General features: G+C 71.3%; 15 protein-coding genes and 3 tRNA genes. 14 read left to right on the top strand and 4 right to left on the bottom strand.

The genetic code is table 11. The features are described from left to right. The first annotated feature begins 45 nt into the window (after positions 1-45). The 7 genes from AB4091_RS02220 to AB4091_RS02250 all read left to right on the top strand — a co-directional run bounded on the left by AB4091_RS02220 (position 46) and on the right by AB4091_RS02250 (position 3809). Positions 46-957: a hypothetical protein gene (locus tag AB4091_RS02220; RefSeq protein ID WP_442290099.1), complete on the top strand. Its 912-nt coding sequence runs from the start codon at positions 46-48 to the stop codon at positions 955-957. Between the two features lie 163 nt (positions 958-1120). Then, a tRNA-Thr gene (locus AB4091_RS02225) sits at positions 1121-1193 on the top strand. Between the two features lie 60 nt (positions 1194-1253). Then, a tRNA-Met gene (locus AB4091_RS02230) sits at positions 1254-1330 on the top strand. 163 nt (positions 1331-1493) lie between these two features. Beyond that, positions 1494-1664, top strand: a complete 171-nt coding sequence (gene rpmG, locus AB4091_RS02235; protein ID WP_034801502.1) for a 50S ribosomal protein L33 — start codon at positions 1494-1496, stop codon at positions 1662-1664. Positions 1665-1798: 134 nt separating this feature from the next. Beyond that, positions 1799-2245, top strand: a complete 447-nt coding sequence (locus tag AB4091_RS02240) for an FAS1-like dehydratase domain-containing protein (RefSeq protein ID WP_442290100.1) — start codon at positions 1799-1801, stop codon at positions 2243-2245. Next, positions 2245-2718, top strand: a complete 474-nt coding sequence (locus tag AB4091_RS02245; protein WP_442290101.1) for a MaoC/PaaZ C-terminal domain-containing protein — start codon at positions 2245-2247, stop codon at positions 2716-2718. Before AB4091_RS02240 ends, AB4091_RS02245 begins: the two co-directional genes overlap by 1 nt. 17 nt (positions 2719-2735) lie before the next feature. Beyond that, positions 2736-3809, top strand: coding sequence for a UDP-N-acetylmuramate dehydrogenase (locus AB4091_RS02250; RefSeq protein WP_442290102.1), 1074 nt, complete (start codon positions 2736-2738; stop codon positions 3807-3809). Positions 3810-3881: 72 nt separating this feature from the next. On the opposite strand, the gene AB4091_RS02255 is transcribed toward AB4091_RS02250, so the two are convergent. The 4 genes from AB4091_RS02255 to AB4091_RS02270 form a co-directional block, all read right to left on the bottom strand. Beyond that, positions 3882-4571, bottom strand: a complete 690-nt coding sequence (locus AB4091_RS02255; RefSeq protein WP_442290103.1) for a hypothetical protein — start codon at positions 4569-4571, stop codon at positions 3882-3884. Between the two features lie 142 nt (positions 4572-4713). Further along, on the bottom strand, positions 4714-5796 hold the full coding sequence (locus tag AB4091_RS02260; protein WP_442290104.1) for an adenosine deaminase: 1083 nt from the start codon (positions 5794-5796) through the stop codon (positions 4714-4716). 82 nt (positions 5797-5878) lie between these two features. After that, a complete protein-coding gene (locus AB4091_RS02265) occupies positions 5879-6394 on the bottom strand; it encodes a DUF5709 domain-containing protein (RefSeq protein ID WP_442290105.1) in 516 nt (171 codons plus the stop codon). Next, positions 6391-7752: an aminotransferase class I/II-fold pyridoxal phosphate-dependent enzyme gene (locus AB4091_RS02270; protein ID WP_442290106.1), complete on the bottom strand. Its 1362-nt coding sequence runs from the start codon at positions 7750-7752 to the stop codon at positions 6391-6393. The genes AB4091_RS02265 and AB4091_RS02270 overlap by 4 nt, the downstream gene beginning before the upstream one ends. Before the next feature lie 210 nt (positions 7753-7962). On the opposite strand from AB4091_RS02270, the gene AB4091_RS02275 reads away from it, so the two are divergent. From AB4091_RS02275 to AB4091_RS02305, 7 genes are all read left to right on the top strand, one after another. Continuing rightward, positions 7963-8035: transfer RNA gene (locus tag AB4091_RS02275), tRNA-Trp, on the top strand. A gap of 115 nt (positions 8036-8150) precedes the next feature. Continuing rightward, positions 8151-8420, top strand: coding sequence for a preprotein translocase subunit SecE (gene secE / locus AB4091_RS02280; protein WP_442290107.1), 270 nt, complete (start codon positions 8151-8153; stop codon positions 8418-8420). An 81-nt stretch (positions 8421-8501) separates the two neighbouring features. Then, the gene (gene nusG, locus AB4091_RS02285; RefSeq protein WP_442290108.1) at positions 8502-9491 is read left to right on the top strand and encodes a transcription termination/antitermination protein NusG; all 990 of its coding nucleotides are present in this window, start codon (positions 8502-8504) and stop codon (positions 9489-9491) included. A 95-nt stretch (positions 9492-9586) separates the two neighbouring features. Beyond that, entirely contained in the window at positions 9587-10018 is a 432-nt protein-coding gene (gene rplK / locus AB4091_RS02290) for a 50S ribosomal protein L11 (protein ID WP_147066061.1), read from the top strand. Positions 10019-10131: 113 nt separating this feature from the next. Further along, positions 10132-10848, top strand: a complete 717-nt coding sequence (gene rplA, locus AB4091_RS02295) for a 50S ribosomal protein L1 (RefSeq protein ID WP_442290109.1) — start codon at positions 10132-10134, stop codon at positions 10846-10848. Between the two features lie 145 nt (positions 10849-10993). Continuing rightward, a complete protein-coding gene (gene ggt / locus AB4091_RS02300) occupies positions 10994-12865 on the top strand; it encodes a gamma-glutamyltransferase (protein ID WP_442290110.1) in 1872 nt (623 codons plus the stop codon). A gap of 194 nt (positions 12866-13059) precedes the next feature. After that, positions 13060-14316: a choice-of-anchor P family protein gene (locus tag AB4091_RS02305; RefSeq protein ID WP_442290111.1), complete on the top strand. Its 1257-nt coding sequence runs from the start codon at positions 13060-13062 to the stop codon at positions 14314-14316. The last annotated feature ends 39 nt before the right edge of the window (positions 14317-14355 follow it).

The following is a 14355-nucleotide window of genomic DNA, read 5'->3' on the forward strand; positions in this document are numbered from 1 at the left end:
CGGCTGCGTCGCGCCGCACCAGCAGGTTTGCGGGAGGATGCACCCGTGATCCTGCACCTGCGCGCCGCTGTCGAGCAGCTGTATGCCGCCCCGCCGGCCCGCTTCACGCCGCTTCGTTCCGAGCTGGTGGCCGAGGCGAAGAAGGCCGGCGACAAGGACCTCGCCACGGCGATCGGCGCCCTTCGCAAGCCGACGGTGGCCGCGTGGGCGGTCAACCACTTCGTGCGCGAGCACGCCGACGAGCTCGAGGACTTCCGCGAGTTCGCCGAGCTGCTCCGCGAGGCCCAGCGCAGCCTCGACGCCGACCAGCTGCGGCTGCTCGGCCGTGAACGGTCCAGGCGCGTCGACGCCCTGTCCGAGCGCATCGCGGCCGAGTCGGCGGAGGCCGGGCAAAAGCTCGGCGCCGGGGTGGCCCAGGAGGTGCGCGACACCCTCACCGCCGTGATCGCCGACGAAGACGCAGAGTCCTCGGTGCTCACCGGTTCGCTCGTGCGCTCCCTCAGCTACTCGGGCTTCGGCTCGGTCGACGTCGAGGACGTCGTCGCCCTCGGCGGCGACGACGGTGACGGCGGGGCACGTCCGTCGCTGTCGGTCGTCCGGGGCGGCGCCGGGTCGGAACGCGGCGCCGACGACGACGGCGAGAACGGTGAGGACGCCGTCGACCTCGAGGAGCGGCGCCGGGCCAAGCGAGCGGCGGTGCGAGCGCGCCTCCAGGCAGCGCTCGAGACGGCCCGCTCCGAGCTGCGCACCGCCGACCGCCAGGTCGCCGTCCTCACCGCCCGCCACGAGGAGGTGACCGAGGGCATCGCCGACCTGGAGCGGCGGCTCGCCACGGCCCGCGGACGGCTCGAGAAGGTCACCGGAGAGCTCGACGACGCGACCGGCACACGCGATCGCCGTGAGGCGGAGGAGGGGGCCGCGCAGCAGGCCCTCGCCGACCACGATGCTGAGGGCTGACCTGCCCTGCAGCGGTGCAGCCGAGGCTTGGGCCGCGTCCCGCCGGCGGACCGTGTGCGCGCGCCCTGCCCGATTTCGTATCCACGGCCGCGACCGTGTAGTCTCGCCGTCGCACAGCAGGTCGACCTCGGCCCGTCTTCACGGCGGTCCACGAGTCGACCGTGCCCCAATAGCTCAGTCGGCAGAGCGTTTCCATGGTAAGGAAAAGGTCTAGGGTTCGATTCCCTATTGGGGCTCTGGTCGGCCGGTCCCGGCCTCGCGCAGCATCGCGACGAGGTCCGGGCACGGCAGCCCATGGCGGGGTAGCTCAGCTGGTTAGAGCGCACGACTCATAATCGTGAGGTCGCGGGATCGAGCCCCGCTCCCGCTACCACCTCCACGCGCACCGACGCCGATTTCTCCAATCGCCGGGGTGTCGCGTAACCTAGGACGTCGCGCCTGCGTGTCACCCGGGAGCCCGGAACGCGTGACGCGCCGCGCGACACCCGTCGCAAGACGACAGATCCCCCAGTACGTTCCCGAAAGAGCAGGTTGCCGTGGCCAGCAAGAGCACCGACGTCCGTCCCAAGATCACGATGGCGTGCGTGGACTGCAAGGACCGCAACTACATCACGAAGAAGAACCGTCGGAACAACCCCGACCGTCTCGCGATGAACAAGTTCTGCCCGAAGTGCGGCAAGCACACGGAGCACCGCGAGACCCGCTGACCCCAGCGGCTCGACGTCCACGCTCCCTCGGCCCTCGGCCGGGGGAGCTTCGTCGTTCCCGACCGACTTACCTGTCGGTCCGGTCGGGGCGAGACCGCTGAACCGCTGACCCCGTCGGTCGGTAGGGTGCCCGTATGCCGGTGAACGCAGACTTCCAAGGACGGGTCTACCCGCCCACCGAGACCTACCGGGTCAGTGCGGCCAAGATCCGCGAGTTCGCCGAGGCGGTCGGTTCGGCCGACCCCGTCCACGTCGACGCCGAGGTGGCCCGGGCGCGTGGCTACGCCGACGTCATCGCGCCGCCCACGTTCGCCGTGCTCATCGCCCAGCAGTGCGACGCGCAGCTGATCGCCGACCCCGAGGCCGGCATCGACTTCTCGCGGGTCGTCCACGGCGAGCAGCGGTTCACCCACCACCGCCCGCTCACCGCCGGCGACGCGGTCATCGGCACGCTCCACGTCGACGCCGTGCGCGAGGCCGGTGGCCACGCGATGGTGACGACGCGCACCGAGCTCGCCACCGAGCAGGGCGAGGCCGTCTGCACGGCCACGTCGACGATCGTCATCCGAGGAGGCGAGTGATGAGCACCCAGCCCGCAACGTCCACGACTGCCACGACCCCGTCGCCGGTTGCGGTGCGGACCTTCGACTCCGTCGCCGTCGGTGACGCGCTCCCGCCGGTGACCGTGCACGTCGACCGCGCCCGCCTCGTGCAGTACGCCGGGGCGTCCCTGGACCGCAACCGGATCCACTGGGACGAGCCGTTCGCCAAGAAGGTGGGTCTGCCCGACGTCATCGCCCACGGCATGTTCACGATGGGCTCGGCCGTCACCGTCGTGACCGACTGGGTGGGCGACGCGGGCCGCGTCGTCGAGTACGGCGTGCGCTTCACCCGCCCGGTGGTCGTGCCCTACGACACCGGCGCCGACATCGAGGTCTCCGGCGTCGTGAAGTCCGTCGACCCCGAGACCAAGCGGGTCACGGTCGAGCTGACCGCCACCGCGGCCGGCGAGAAGGTCCTGGGCCGCGCCCTGGCCGTCGCCCGGCTCGACTGAGCGGCCAGGTCCACCGCGTGCGCGAGGATCACGACGTCCCCCTCTCGACCCTGACGACGATGCGCGTCGGGGGGCCTGCGGCCCGGCTCGTCACCGTCGAGACCATCGACGAGCTCGTCGACGCCGTGCGCGAGGTCGACGACGCCGACGAGCCGTTGCTCGTGCTGTCCGGCGGCTCGAACCTCGTCGTGTCCGACCAGGGGTTCCAAGGCACGGTCGTGCACGTCGCCACGAGCGGTGTCGCGCCGGAGACGGCCGACGCGTGCGGGGGAGCGATGGTGCGCGTCGCGGCCGGCGAGGTCTGGGACGACGTCGTCGAGCGGGCCGTGACCGAGGGCTGGGCGGGGGTCGAGGCGCTCAGCGGCATCCCGGGCCGCACCGGCGCCACCCCCATCCAGAACGTCGGCGCCTACGGCCAGGACATCTCGCAGACCGTGGCCCAGGTGCGCACGTGGGACCGCCAGGAGCAGGCCGTCCGCACCTTCATGAGCGCGGACTGCGCCTTCACCTACCGCCACTCCCGCTTCAAGGGCAACGCCCGTTACGTCGTGCTCGACGTGCTCTTCCAGTTCGAGCTGGCCGACCTCAGCCGCCCGATCGCGTATGCCGCCCTGGCCAAGGGCCTCGACGTCCCGCTGGGCACGCGTGTGCCCCTCCAGGACGCCCGCGAGGCCGTGCTGCAGCAGCGACGCTCCCGTGGCATGGTGCTCGACGACGCCGACCCCGACACGTGGTCGTGCGGCTCCTTCTTCACCAACCCGATACTCAGCCGGCAGCAGTTCGACGACCTCGTCGAGCGGGTCGGCGAGCGGCTCGGGTGGGAGGGGCCCACGCCACCCCGGTTCGGCGAGCCCGACGGCCGCGTCAAGACGAGCGCGGCGTGGCTCATCGAGCACGCCGGGTTCGGCAAGGGCTTCGGGCTCCCCGCCCCGGCGGCCCTGTCGACCAAGCACACCCTGGCGGTGACCAACCGCGGCGGCGCCACGGCGGGCGACGTCGTCGCGCTCGCGCGCCAGGTCCGCGACGGCGTCCGTGACACGTTCGGCGTCACCCTCGTCAACGAGCCGGTGCTGCTCGGCCTCGACCTCTGACGGCCGACGCACCCGCGCCGGCCGGGACGCCTCGTGCCGGCCTCTCGGCGTCGTCGTGGCGTCCTGTCGGCCCTACTTGGTGAGGACGACCGTGAACGACTTCGCCGGGAGCTTCTTGCCGGTCGTGCTGACCTGGTAGGCCGGACGGTTGAAGCCGAGCTTCAACGAGCTCGTCGTGCCGCGGTCGACCTTGAAGAACACCCAGCCGGCGGTCGTCTGGGACCGCTTGGCGGGCTTCAGCACGGTGGCACCCCAGCGCTTGGTGAACTCGGAGGTCGGCACGACCGACTGGGCGGGGCTGGCGGCCACGAGCGCGAGCATCGAGGAGTCGATCGAGGCGGAGTAGCGGCTGCCCGCCTTGAGGTTGACCCACACGCCGACGATCTCGAACTGCTTGGCCCCGACCGGCTGCCCGGACGGCCACGAGAGGTTGCGCACCAGCCGTCGGGCGGTGATGGTGTGCCCGAGCTCGGGGTCCTTCAGGGTCGCCGTGATCGTCTTCGTCACCATCTTGTCGACCGGCGCGGCAGACCCCGAGGTGGTGCTGGGGGTCGGGGTCGCGGGGGTCGTCGCCGTGTCGGCAGGGGCTGTCGTCGACGAGGTCGAGCCCACGGGTGCCGTCGGGTCGGCGGTCACCGGGGACTCGCCGCTGCAGGCCGCCAGGGCGACGACAGGGGCGAGCAGGCCCACGACGGAAAGGCGTCGGAGGCGGGTGCCGGAGGCGGTCGATGGGCGGGCGAGGGCGGCGGCAGAAGTCTTCATCTCCCGACCAGCATGACCGGGCGCACCGACCCTGAGCAAACTCGGTGCGCGGGCGTGGACGGTGGCAGGCAGGGGCCCGTGGGTGGTTATGCCCCGGTGTGCCCCGCTCCACCGTGTGGCCCGAGTCACGCGGGTCTGGCGGTCAGGCCGGTTCGGTGGCCAGCCCGCGGTCGCCCGCAGCGGTCGGGGCGTCGTCGTGGTCGGGGCGCACGAGCCACTCGTGCACGTCGGCGAGTGCGGCCGTGCGCAGCCGGGACGGCATCCGGCTGCCGCCGAGGGAGGCGCGCGCCAGGTCGGCCAGCCCCTCGTCGTCGAAGCCGAGGTCACGGGCCGCGGCATACTGCGCGGCCAGTCGGGAACCGAACAGCAGGGGGTCGTCGGCGCCGAGCGCCACCGGGATGCCCGAGTCGACGATGCGACGCAGCGGCACGTCGGAGGGGTCGGCATAGACGCCCAGGGCGACGTTGCTGCCGGGGCACACCTCGAGGGTGACGCCGGCCTCGGCGACCGCGTCGAGCACCGCCGGGTCCTCGACGCTGCGCACGCCGTGGCCGATGCGGTCGGGGTCGAGGTGCTCGAGGGTCTCCATCACCGACTGCGCCCCCAGCAGCTCGCCGCCGTGCGGCACCAGGGCCAGCCCGGCCCGCCGGGCGATGGCGAAGGCCGGCGCGAAGTCGGCGACCAGGCCGCGCCGTTCGTCGTTCGAGAGCCCGAAGCCGACGACCTGGCCGGCCCCCTCGCCGGCGTGGTGCGCCGCCAGCCGCGCGAGCGTGCGTGCCTCCAGCGGGTGGCGCATCCGGCTCGCGGCGACGACGACGCCGACCCCGGTGCGCCCCTCTGACGACACGGCACGAGCCTCGTCGAGCACGATCTCCAGCGCCGGGGTGATGCCGCCGACGAAGGGCGCGTAGGACGTCGGGTCCACCTGGATCTCGAGCCATCGGGAGCCCTCGGCGGCGTCGTCCTCGGCGGCCTCGCGCACGATGCGACGCATGTCGCTCTCGCTGCGCACGCAGGAGCGAGCGGCGTCGTAGAGCCGCTGGAACCGGAACCAGCCGCGCTCGTCGGTGGCACGGGCGAGCCTCGGCGGCCACCCGGAGGCGAGCGCCTCGGGAAGGCGGATGCCGTGGCCGGCGGCGAGGTCGCGCACCGTGTCGATGCGCATCGAGCCGGTGAAGTGCAGGTGCAGGTGGGCCTTGGGCAGGTCCTCCACCGAGCGCGTCATGCGGGCCAGTGTGTCACCCGCTGCTCCGGTCGGACGGGCAGCCCGATCCCGCCACGCGGCATACGCGAGGGGTGTCGAAAGGTCAGCCCTCGTCGGGCTCGTCGGCGATCTCGTCGACGACGTGCATCGCGGCCTCCTCGGCCGAGGCGCCCGCGCCGTCGACGCCGACGTCGCTGGCCCAGGCCTGCTTCTCGTCGTCGTCGTGGGCGCCCTCGTCATCGGCGACGAGACGGCCCGCCCGCGCGTCACCGACCTCGTTGTCACCGAGCCAGTCGTCCTCGGCGTCGATCGAGTCGGGGTCGTCGCCGCCGATACGGTCGTCGTCGAGGCCGCTCTCGTTGTCGGGCCTGCCGTAGGCCGAGCTGGGGTCGGGCTCCTCCTGACGGATGCGCTCGTCGATCGTCTCGTCGATCGACTCCTCGTAGGCCGTCGTGCCGTGGGCGTTGACACCCTGTGGGCGGTCGTTGGGGGAGTAGCCGCGGTCGAGGACGTCCTCGAGCTCGCCGTCCTCGAGGGTGTCCTCGGGCTGGAGCTGGTCCTCGTCGTCGACGCTGTAGCTGGTGAGGTCGTCGTCGATGTTCTCGTTGGCTTCGCTCATCGGGCTGCTCCTTCGGTGGCCGGCTCGTTCGGCGCCGCGGCGGCGTCGCTCCCGTCCCCTACCCCGGGGGACCGGTCGGCGGTCACCTTCTCGGCGGCGGCGAGGGCGACGCACGTCGCCACGCCGGCCATCGCCGTGCGCACCTCGTCGAGCACGGGGAAGGTCGGGGCGAGCCGGATGTTGCGGTCGCGGGGGTCGTGCCCGAGGGGGAAGGACGCGCCGGCCGGGGTCAGCGCGATGCCGGCCTCCTTGGCCAGGGCGACGACCCGCGACGCCGTGCCGTCGAGCACGTCGAGGTTGACGAAGTAGCCCCCCGTGGGCCGCGTCCACTCTGCGACATCGAGGCCGTCGAGCCCCTCGGTGAGTGCCTGGTCGACCGTCGCGAACTTCGGGGCGATGATCTCGCGGTGCGCGCGCATGTGGGCGCGCACGCCGTCGGCGTCCTTGAAGAACTCGACGTGCCGCAGGTGGTTGACCTTGTCGGGCCCGATCGAGCTCATCGCCAAGTGCTTCAGGTACCACGTCACGTTGGCCTCGCTGGCCGCCAGCACGGCGACGCCGGCGCCGGCGAACGTGATCTTGGAGGTCGAGGCGAACATGATCGGTCGGTTCGGGTGGCCCGACGCGGCCGCGAGCGTGAGGATGTCGGCGCTCTTGGCCTCGTCCTCGGTGAGGTGGTGGAAGGCGTACGCGTTGTCCCAGAAGATCGTGAAGTCGGGGGCCGCTGCGGGCATCGCCGCGAGGCGGGCCGCGATCTCCTGCGAGACGACGGCTCCGGAGGGGTTGGCGTAGGTCGGCACGATCCAGATGCCCTTGATGCTGGGGTCGTCCTTGACAAGGGCCTCGACCGCAGCGACGTCGGGACCGTCGTCGTGCATGTCGACGGTGACCATCTCGATGCCGAACGAGGCCAGCATCGAGAAATGCCGGTCGTAGCCGGGCACCGGACAGACGAAACGGACCTTCTCCTCGCGCGACCAGGGCCGCGGCGAGTCGACGCCGCCGAAGAGCAGGAAGTCCACGATCGTGCTGTACATCATCGTCAGGCTCGAGTTGCCGCCGGCGACGACCTGCGAGGGGTCGACCCACAGCAGCTCGGCGAACAGCTCGCGCAGCTCGGCCAGGCCCTCGAGCCCGCCGTAGTTGCGCACGTCGACCCCGGCGCGGTCCTTGGTGGTCGACGGCAGCGTGAGCAGCGCGTTCGAGAGGTCGAGCTGCGCAGCCGACGGCTTGCCCCGCGTCAGGTCCAGCTTGAGGCCACGGGCCCGGAGGTCCGCATAGGCTTCACGCTGCTCGGCAAGGAAGCCGGCCAGGTCGTCGTCGGACAGGGACGCGAGGGGGGTGCGCGGGTTCGTCACCCTCCCGATCCTGCCACTCGGGGGTGCTCCCGAGGAGCCCGGTCCGTATGCCGGGTGGTGCCGTGAGGGGACCCCCGGGACACCTCCCCGGGGCCGTCGACGCTCGGTTCGCGTTGCGGTCCGATCGTCGCGTATGATCGACCCTCGGACGGCTTCGCTGGCCATGCTGACGCATGCCGTCCCGCCGCGACCACCCCACGGTCTCGGCGAAGGGCAATAGCTCAATTGGTAGAGCACTGGTCTCCAAAACCAGCGGTTGGGGGTTCGAGTCCCTCTTGCCCTGCGCATCCCAGTGATGTGGTCGTCGTGCAAGGCGGCACGCGGCTCTCGCCCAGGCGTGGACATCCCACGGTCCCGGGCGCTGTCGCGGGCCGGTACCCAGGCAGAAAGAAGGAATCGTGACGGAGACGAGCGCCAAGCGCGGGTCCGGCCGGGCTGACAAGGCCCGTGGCGGCAACCCGGTGTCGCGGTTCCTCGGCGCGATCAGCCTCTTCGTTCGCCAGATCCTCGACGAGCTGCGCAAGGTCGTGCGGCCCACGGGCCCCGAGCTCGTGCGCTACACCACCGTGGTGGTCGTGTTCGTCGTGATCATGATGGCTCTCGTGTCGGGGCTCGACTTCGGTCTGAGCAAGCTGATCTCGTGGGCCTTCACCGGCGCGACGATCTGACGCACGGGCCACAGCCCGCGCCCCGGGATGTCACCGCCAGCCGCCACCGGCTGGTCCACGAGCAAGGAAGTAGGTCAGAGCGTGTCCGAGCAGTTCGCCCACGAGGGCGCCCCGAACGGCGACAGCACCGGGACCGACGTCGTCGACCCCGCGGCCCTGTCCGACGAGCTCTCGGCCTCCGACGGCGCTTCGGGTGCTGAGGACGCAGCGGCCACCGACGCGACCGACGCCGACGCCGACGCCGACGCCGACCTTGCCGACGCCGCCCTTGCCGACGCCGCCCTTGCCGACGCCGACCTTGCCGACGCCGACCTTGCAGACGAGGCTGCGGACCACTCCGACGAGGCCACGGACGAGGCCGACTCCGACGAATCTGACGACGAATCTGACGACGACTCTGACGACGACTCTGACGACGACTCTGACGACGACTCTGAGGCCGCACCCACTGCCACCGGCAGCGGCGACCCCGTCGCGGACTTCAAGGCCGACCTGCGCAGCCGGTTCGGCGACTGGTTCGTCATCCACTCCTACGCCGGTTACGAGAACCGCGTGAAGGCGAACCTCGAGACGCGCATCCAGACCCTCAACATGGAGGACTTCATCTTCGAGATCGAGGTCCCCATGGAAGAGGTCACCGAGATCAAGAACGGCCAGAAGAAGCAGGTCCGCCGCGTCCGGATGCCCGGATACGTCCTCGTCCGCATGGACCTCACCGACGAGAGCTGGGGCGCCGTGCGCCACACGCCCGGTGTGACCGGCTTCGTCGGCAACGCGCACCAGCCCGTGCCGCTGTCGATCGACGAGGTCTTCACGATGCTCGCCCCGACCTTCGAGGCAGCAGCCGGTGCCGATGGCACGGCGGCGTCGAAGTCCAGCGCCCCCAAGGACGTGCGGGTCGTCGACTTCGAGGTCGGCGAGTCCGTCACCGTCATGGAGGGGCCCTTCGAGACCCTTCCCGCCACGATCTCCGAGATCAACACCGACACGCAGAAGCTCAAGGTGCTCGTCTCGATCTTCGGCCGGGAGACCCCGGTCGAGCTCTCCTTCGCCCAGGTCGCCAAGATCTGAGCAAGGTCCCACCACGTTCGGTGCGGCACTCCGCACCGGCCTGCAACCGGGTCATCGCCCACGGCGTCGGCCCACAACGAAGAAGGTAGGCAACCATGCCCCCCAAGAAGAAGGTCTCCGGCTTCATCAAGCTGCAGATCCAGGCCGGACAGGCCACCCCCGCCCCGCCCGTCGGCCCGGCCCTGGGCCAGCACGGCGTCAACATCATGGAGTTCGTCAAGGCATACAACGCCGCGACGGAGTCCCAGCGTGGCAACGTCATCCCGGTCGAGATCACGGTCTACGAGGACCGCTCGTTCACCTTCGTGACGAAGACCCCGCCGGCCGCCGAGCTGATCAAGAAGGCCGCCGGCGTCGCCAAGGGTTCCGGCGAGCCGCACAAGACCAAGGTCGCCAAGCTCTCGCGCGACCAGGTCCTCGAGATCGCCCGTCAGAAGATGGAAGACCTCAACGCCCACGACGAGGAGATGGCGGCGCGCATCATCGCCGGCACCGCTCGCTCGATGGGCATCGACACCGAGCTCTGAGCTCGAGCGTCACCCCGGCCGCACGGCATACGGACCGTATGCCGTCGGCCACGTGGGAGGACCAGCGCTGGTCCGCACCACGACTCCACGAAATCCACCCAAGGAGCAGTTCCATGAAGCGCAGCAAGAACTACCGCGCCGCAGCCGAGCTCGTCACGCCGGGCAAGGTCTACGCCCCGCTCGAGGCCGTCCGCGTCGCCAAGCAGACCGCCAAGGCCAAGTACGACGAGACGGTCGAGGTCGCCATGCGACTCGGCGTCGACCCCCGCAAGGCCGACCAGGCCGTCCGCGGCACGGTCAACCTGCCGCACGGCACGGGCAAGACCGCCCGCGTCCTCGTCTTCGCCAACGGTGACAAGGCCGAGGCCGCCCGCGAGGCCGGCGCCGACCACGTCGGCTCCGACGACCTGCTCGAGAAGGTCCAGGGCGGCTGGCTCGACTTCGACGCCGTCGTCGCCACCCCTGACCTCATGGGCAAGGTCGGTCGTCTCGGCAAGGTGCTCGGCCCGCGTGGCCTCATGCCGAACCCGAAGACCGGCACCGTGACGATGGACGTCGCCAAGGCCGTCGCCGACATCAAGGGCGGCAAGATCGAGTTCCGCGTCGACAAGCACGCGAACCTCCACTTCATCATCGGCAAGGCGTCCTTCGACGAGACCAAGCTCGTCGAGAACTACGCCGCCGCCCTCGAGGAGATCCTGCGTCTGAAGCCGGCCAGCTCCAAGGGCCGCTACATCGAGAAGGCCACCGTCTCCACGACGATGGGCCCGGGCATCCCGCTCGACTTCTCCAAGACGCGCAACCTCCTCGTCGAGGAGGACCAGGCCTGATCGCCTGACCCGACGCGCCGAGAGCCCGCCACCCTTCTGGGGTGGCGGGCTCTCGTGTCGTTCCTGGTCGAGAACACTGCGTCACGTCGGGGATCGGGCGGGTGCTGGGCGCGATAGGCGGTGTTTGCGCGGGTACGGTCGAAAGATGAGTCGTCCCAGCACACGAACCACGACACGTTCCCGATGGGTCGTCGGCGCTCTCGTCGTCGGCCTTCCGCTCGCACTCCTGCCGGCCACGGCCGGTGCCCAGCCGACGGTGGCGCCCGCGCCACAGCGCGACCACGGCCGGCACGGCAACCCGACGCCGCTGCCCAAGGCCCCGCTCATGGTCGGCTCCGGGGGCGCGGTCACCTCCGTCGACCGCGACGCCTCGCAGGTCGGCATCGACGTGCTCGCCCGGGGCGGCAACGCCGCCGACGCCGCCGTCGCGACAGCCGCTGCCCTCGGCGTCACGGAGCCCTACAGCGCCGGCATCGGCGGTGGCGGCTTCCTCGTCTACTACGACGCACGCACCAGGAAGGTCAGCACCATCGACGGCCGGGAGACGGCGCCGATGTCCTTCACCGACAAGGCGTTCATCGACCCGGCCACCGGCCAGCCCTATGCGTTCGCCACCGCCGTGAACTCCGGCCTGTCGGTCGGGGTCCCGGGCACGCCCGCACTGTGGGCCAAGGCGCTGCGCGACCACGGCACCCTCTCCTTCAACGAAGCGCTCAAGCCCGCCGAGCGGCTCGCCGCCAAGGGGTTCGTCGTCGACCAGACCTTCCACGACCAGACGGCACAGAACGCCACTCGGTTCTCGAGGTTCCCGGCGACGGCGAAGGTGTTCCTGCCCAACGGCCAGGCGCCGGCCGTCGGCTCGACCTTCACCAACCCCGACATGGCCAAGGCCTACCGCACGCTGCGCACCGGGGGGACGGACGTGCTCTACCGTGGCCGCCTCGGTGAGGCCATCGTCCGCGAGTCCAACGCCCCGCACACCGTGCCGGGCCAGGAGGTCATGGGCGGGAAGCTGACGCTGCGCGACCTGGCCGGCTACCGCGCGCTGACGAAGGCGCCGATCCACTCGCAGTACGAGGGCCTCGACGTCTACGGCATGCCGGTGCCCAGCTCGGGTGGCATCGCCGTCGCCGAGATCCTCAACCTGATGAAGGCCTACGAGCACCGCACTGGCACCAAGACGTCCGCGCTCTCCGACGTGGACTACCTGCACCGGTTCTCCGAGGCGTCGGCCACGGCGTTCGCCGACCGCAACCGCTACGTCGGCGACGTGCCCGGTGTCCCCGTCGATGAGTTGACGAGCCGTGGCTTCGCCGCCCAGCGCGCCTGCCTCTTCGACCCGGCCAAGGCCTACTCGCCGCGGCCCATCCCGCCGGGCATCCCCGACGGCTCCCACACCTCGTGCGCCACCGCACCCGCATCGGCACAGCCCAGCGAGGGGCAGTCGACCACGCACCTGACGGTGGCCGACCGGTGGGGGAACGTGGCGTCCTACACCCTCACCATCGAGCAGACGGGCGGCTCGGGGATCACGGTGCCGGGCTACGGCTTCCTGCTCAACAACGAGCTGACCGACTTCAACTTCGCCCCGACCCAGGGCAATGCCCCCGACCCGAACCTCCCGGGCCCGGGCAAGCGGCCGCGCTCGTCGATGAGCCCGACGATCCTGCTACGGGACGGCCGTCCCTACCTGGCCGTCGGCTCGCCCGGAGGCGCCACGATCATCACGTCGGTCTCGCAGACGATCCTCGGCTACCTCGACCGTGACCTGGCACTGGTCGACGCCATCGCGGCCCCACGGCTCTCCTCGCGCAACGGCGCGGCGGAGGACGCCGAGCCGGCGTTCCTCGCGAGCCCTGCCGCGGCCGGGCTGCGCGCCCTCGGGCACGTCCTCAAGGACGCCGGAGAGATCGGCGCCGTGACGGCGATCCGCAGCCTCGACGGCAACCGCTTCGAGGCGGCAGCCGAGACGGTGCGGCGCGGCGGTGGCTCCGCGATGGTCGTGCACCCGCGCTGAACCGGCGGACCCCCGAACGACCGAGGCCGTTCCCACCGGGAACGGCCTCGGTCGTGTCCGTCCCGACGAGGCGCGGGATGGCTCGGGGCACGTATCAGGTCATTGCTCGCATAACGCCTTCGTCGGGCGTGTCGTTGACCACGTACATCGGTCAGGGGATCGATGGCAGGGCATCGATGACAGGAGCTCGACAGATGAACAGGACACTCACGGCGATCCTCGTCGGTGCGGCCATCTCGGGGATGGCCGCGCCGCTCACCGCCTCACCGGCCGCAGCGGCCACCCCTCTGGTCGGCGTCTCGGCCTCCGCCTACGGCGCCTACGTCGTCGTCGGCGGCTCGGTGCGTTCGGGGCCCACCGCGGTGGCGAGCATCGGGTGCACGACCACCTTCGGGCGCACCGTTTCCGGGTCCGCGGCTGCGGTCGACGTCCCGGCGGCGGCGTCGGTGGGGGCGACCCGCACCAGTGTGTCGACCGCACAGAGCGCGAGCGGCCACTCCAGCCGCGCCTCCGCGACCACGGCAGGCGTCACCGTGCTCGGTGGCCTCGTCCACGCCGACACGATCACCTCGACCAGCACTGCGACACGCAGCGCAGCCGGAGCCCTCGCGGGCACGAACCAGTCCCGGCTCGTGGGTCTGAAGGTCGGCGGGCGTGCGCTCAACGCCGTGCCGGCCCCGAACTCCTCGATCGCGCTCAGGACCTCGACGGGGTCGTCGCTCGCGACGGTCTACCTCAACCAGCAGTACAGGTCCCTGGTCGGTGGCGACGTGCGGGTCAGCACGGTGGCCCTTCGCGTCGTCGTCACCGGACGGAATTCGCTGGGCCTGCCGATCGGCTCGCGCATCGACGTCGGCGTCTCCAGCACCTCGCTGTCGCGCCCCGTCCTCGGCCTGGTCGGCGGCATGGGCTACTCGACGTCCGCGACCCTGGCCGACGGCGCCGTGTCGACGAGCCGCACCGCGCTGGCCTACGCACCCTGCGCGGGTGGCGGGGCCAGCGCCAGCCTTGCCACGGCGGGAGTCCCCGGAGTCGTCTCGACGGGCACGACGACCACCGAGGTGACGTCCACCGTGACGGCGACGTCACGCAGGTCGTACGTCAAGAACACCACCTCCGGACCGCGAGTCCTCGGCGGTCTCGTCAGCGCAGATGCCGTCATCGCCGAGACCTCGTTGGCGCAGGCGGGCCCGGGCGCGGCTCCCGTCGCCACGGACGGCTCGCGCTTCGTCGGACTCCGGGTCGCCGGGCTGCCTGCCATCTCGTCGTCGGTTCGGCCCAACACCGTCATTACCGTGCCGGGCCTGGGACGAGTGACCCTGCACAAGGTCGTGCGCACGGTCAGGTCGCTCGACGTGGTCATGGTCGAGATCGTCACCAGCCGCGCGTTCGGTTCGCTGCCGACGGGCTCGGTCATCCGGATCGGTGCCTCTTCGACGAGCGTCGTCTGACCGGTGCCGCACGGTGAGGCCGAGCGGTGGCCGCGGACC

This window comes from Terrabacter sp. 2RAF25 (genome assembly GCF_052115265.1).
Classification (GTDB): Bacteria; Actinomycetota; Actinomycetes; order Actinomycetales; family Dermatophilaceae; genus Terrabacter.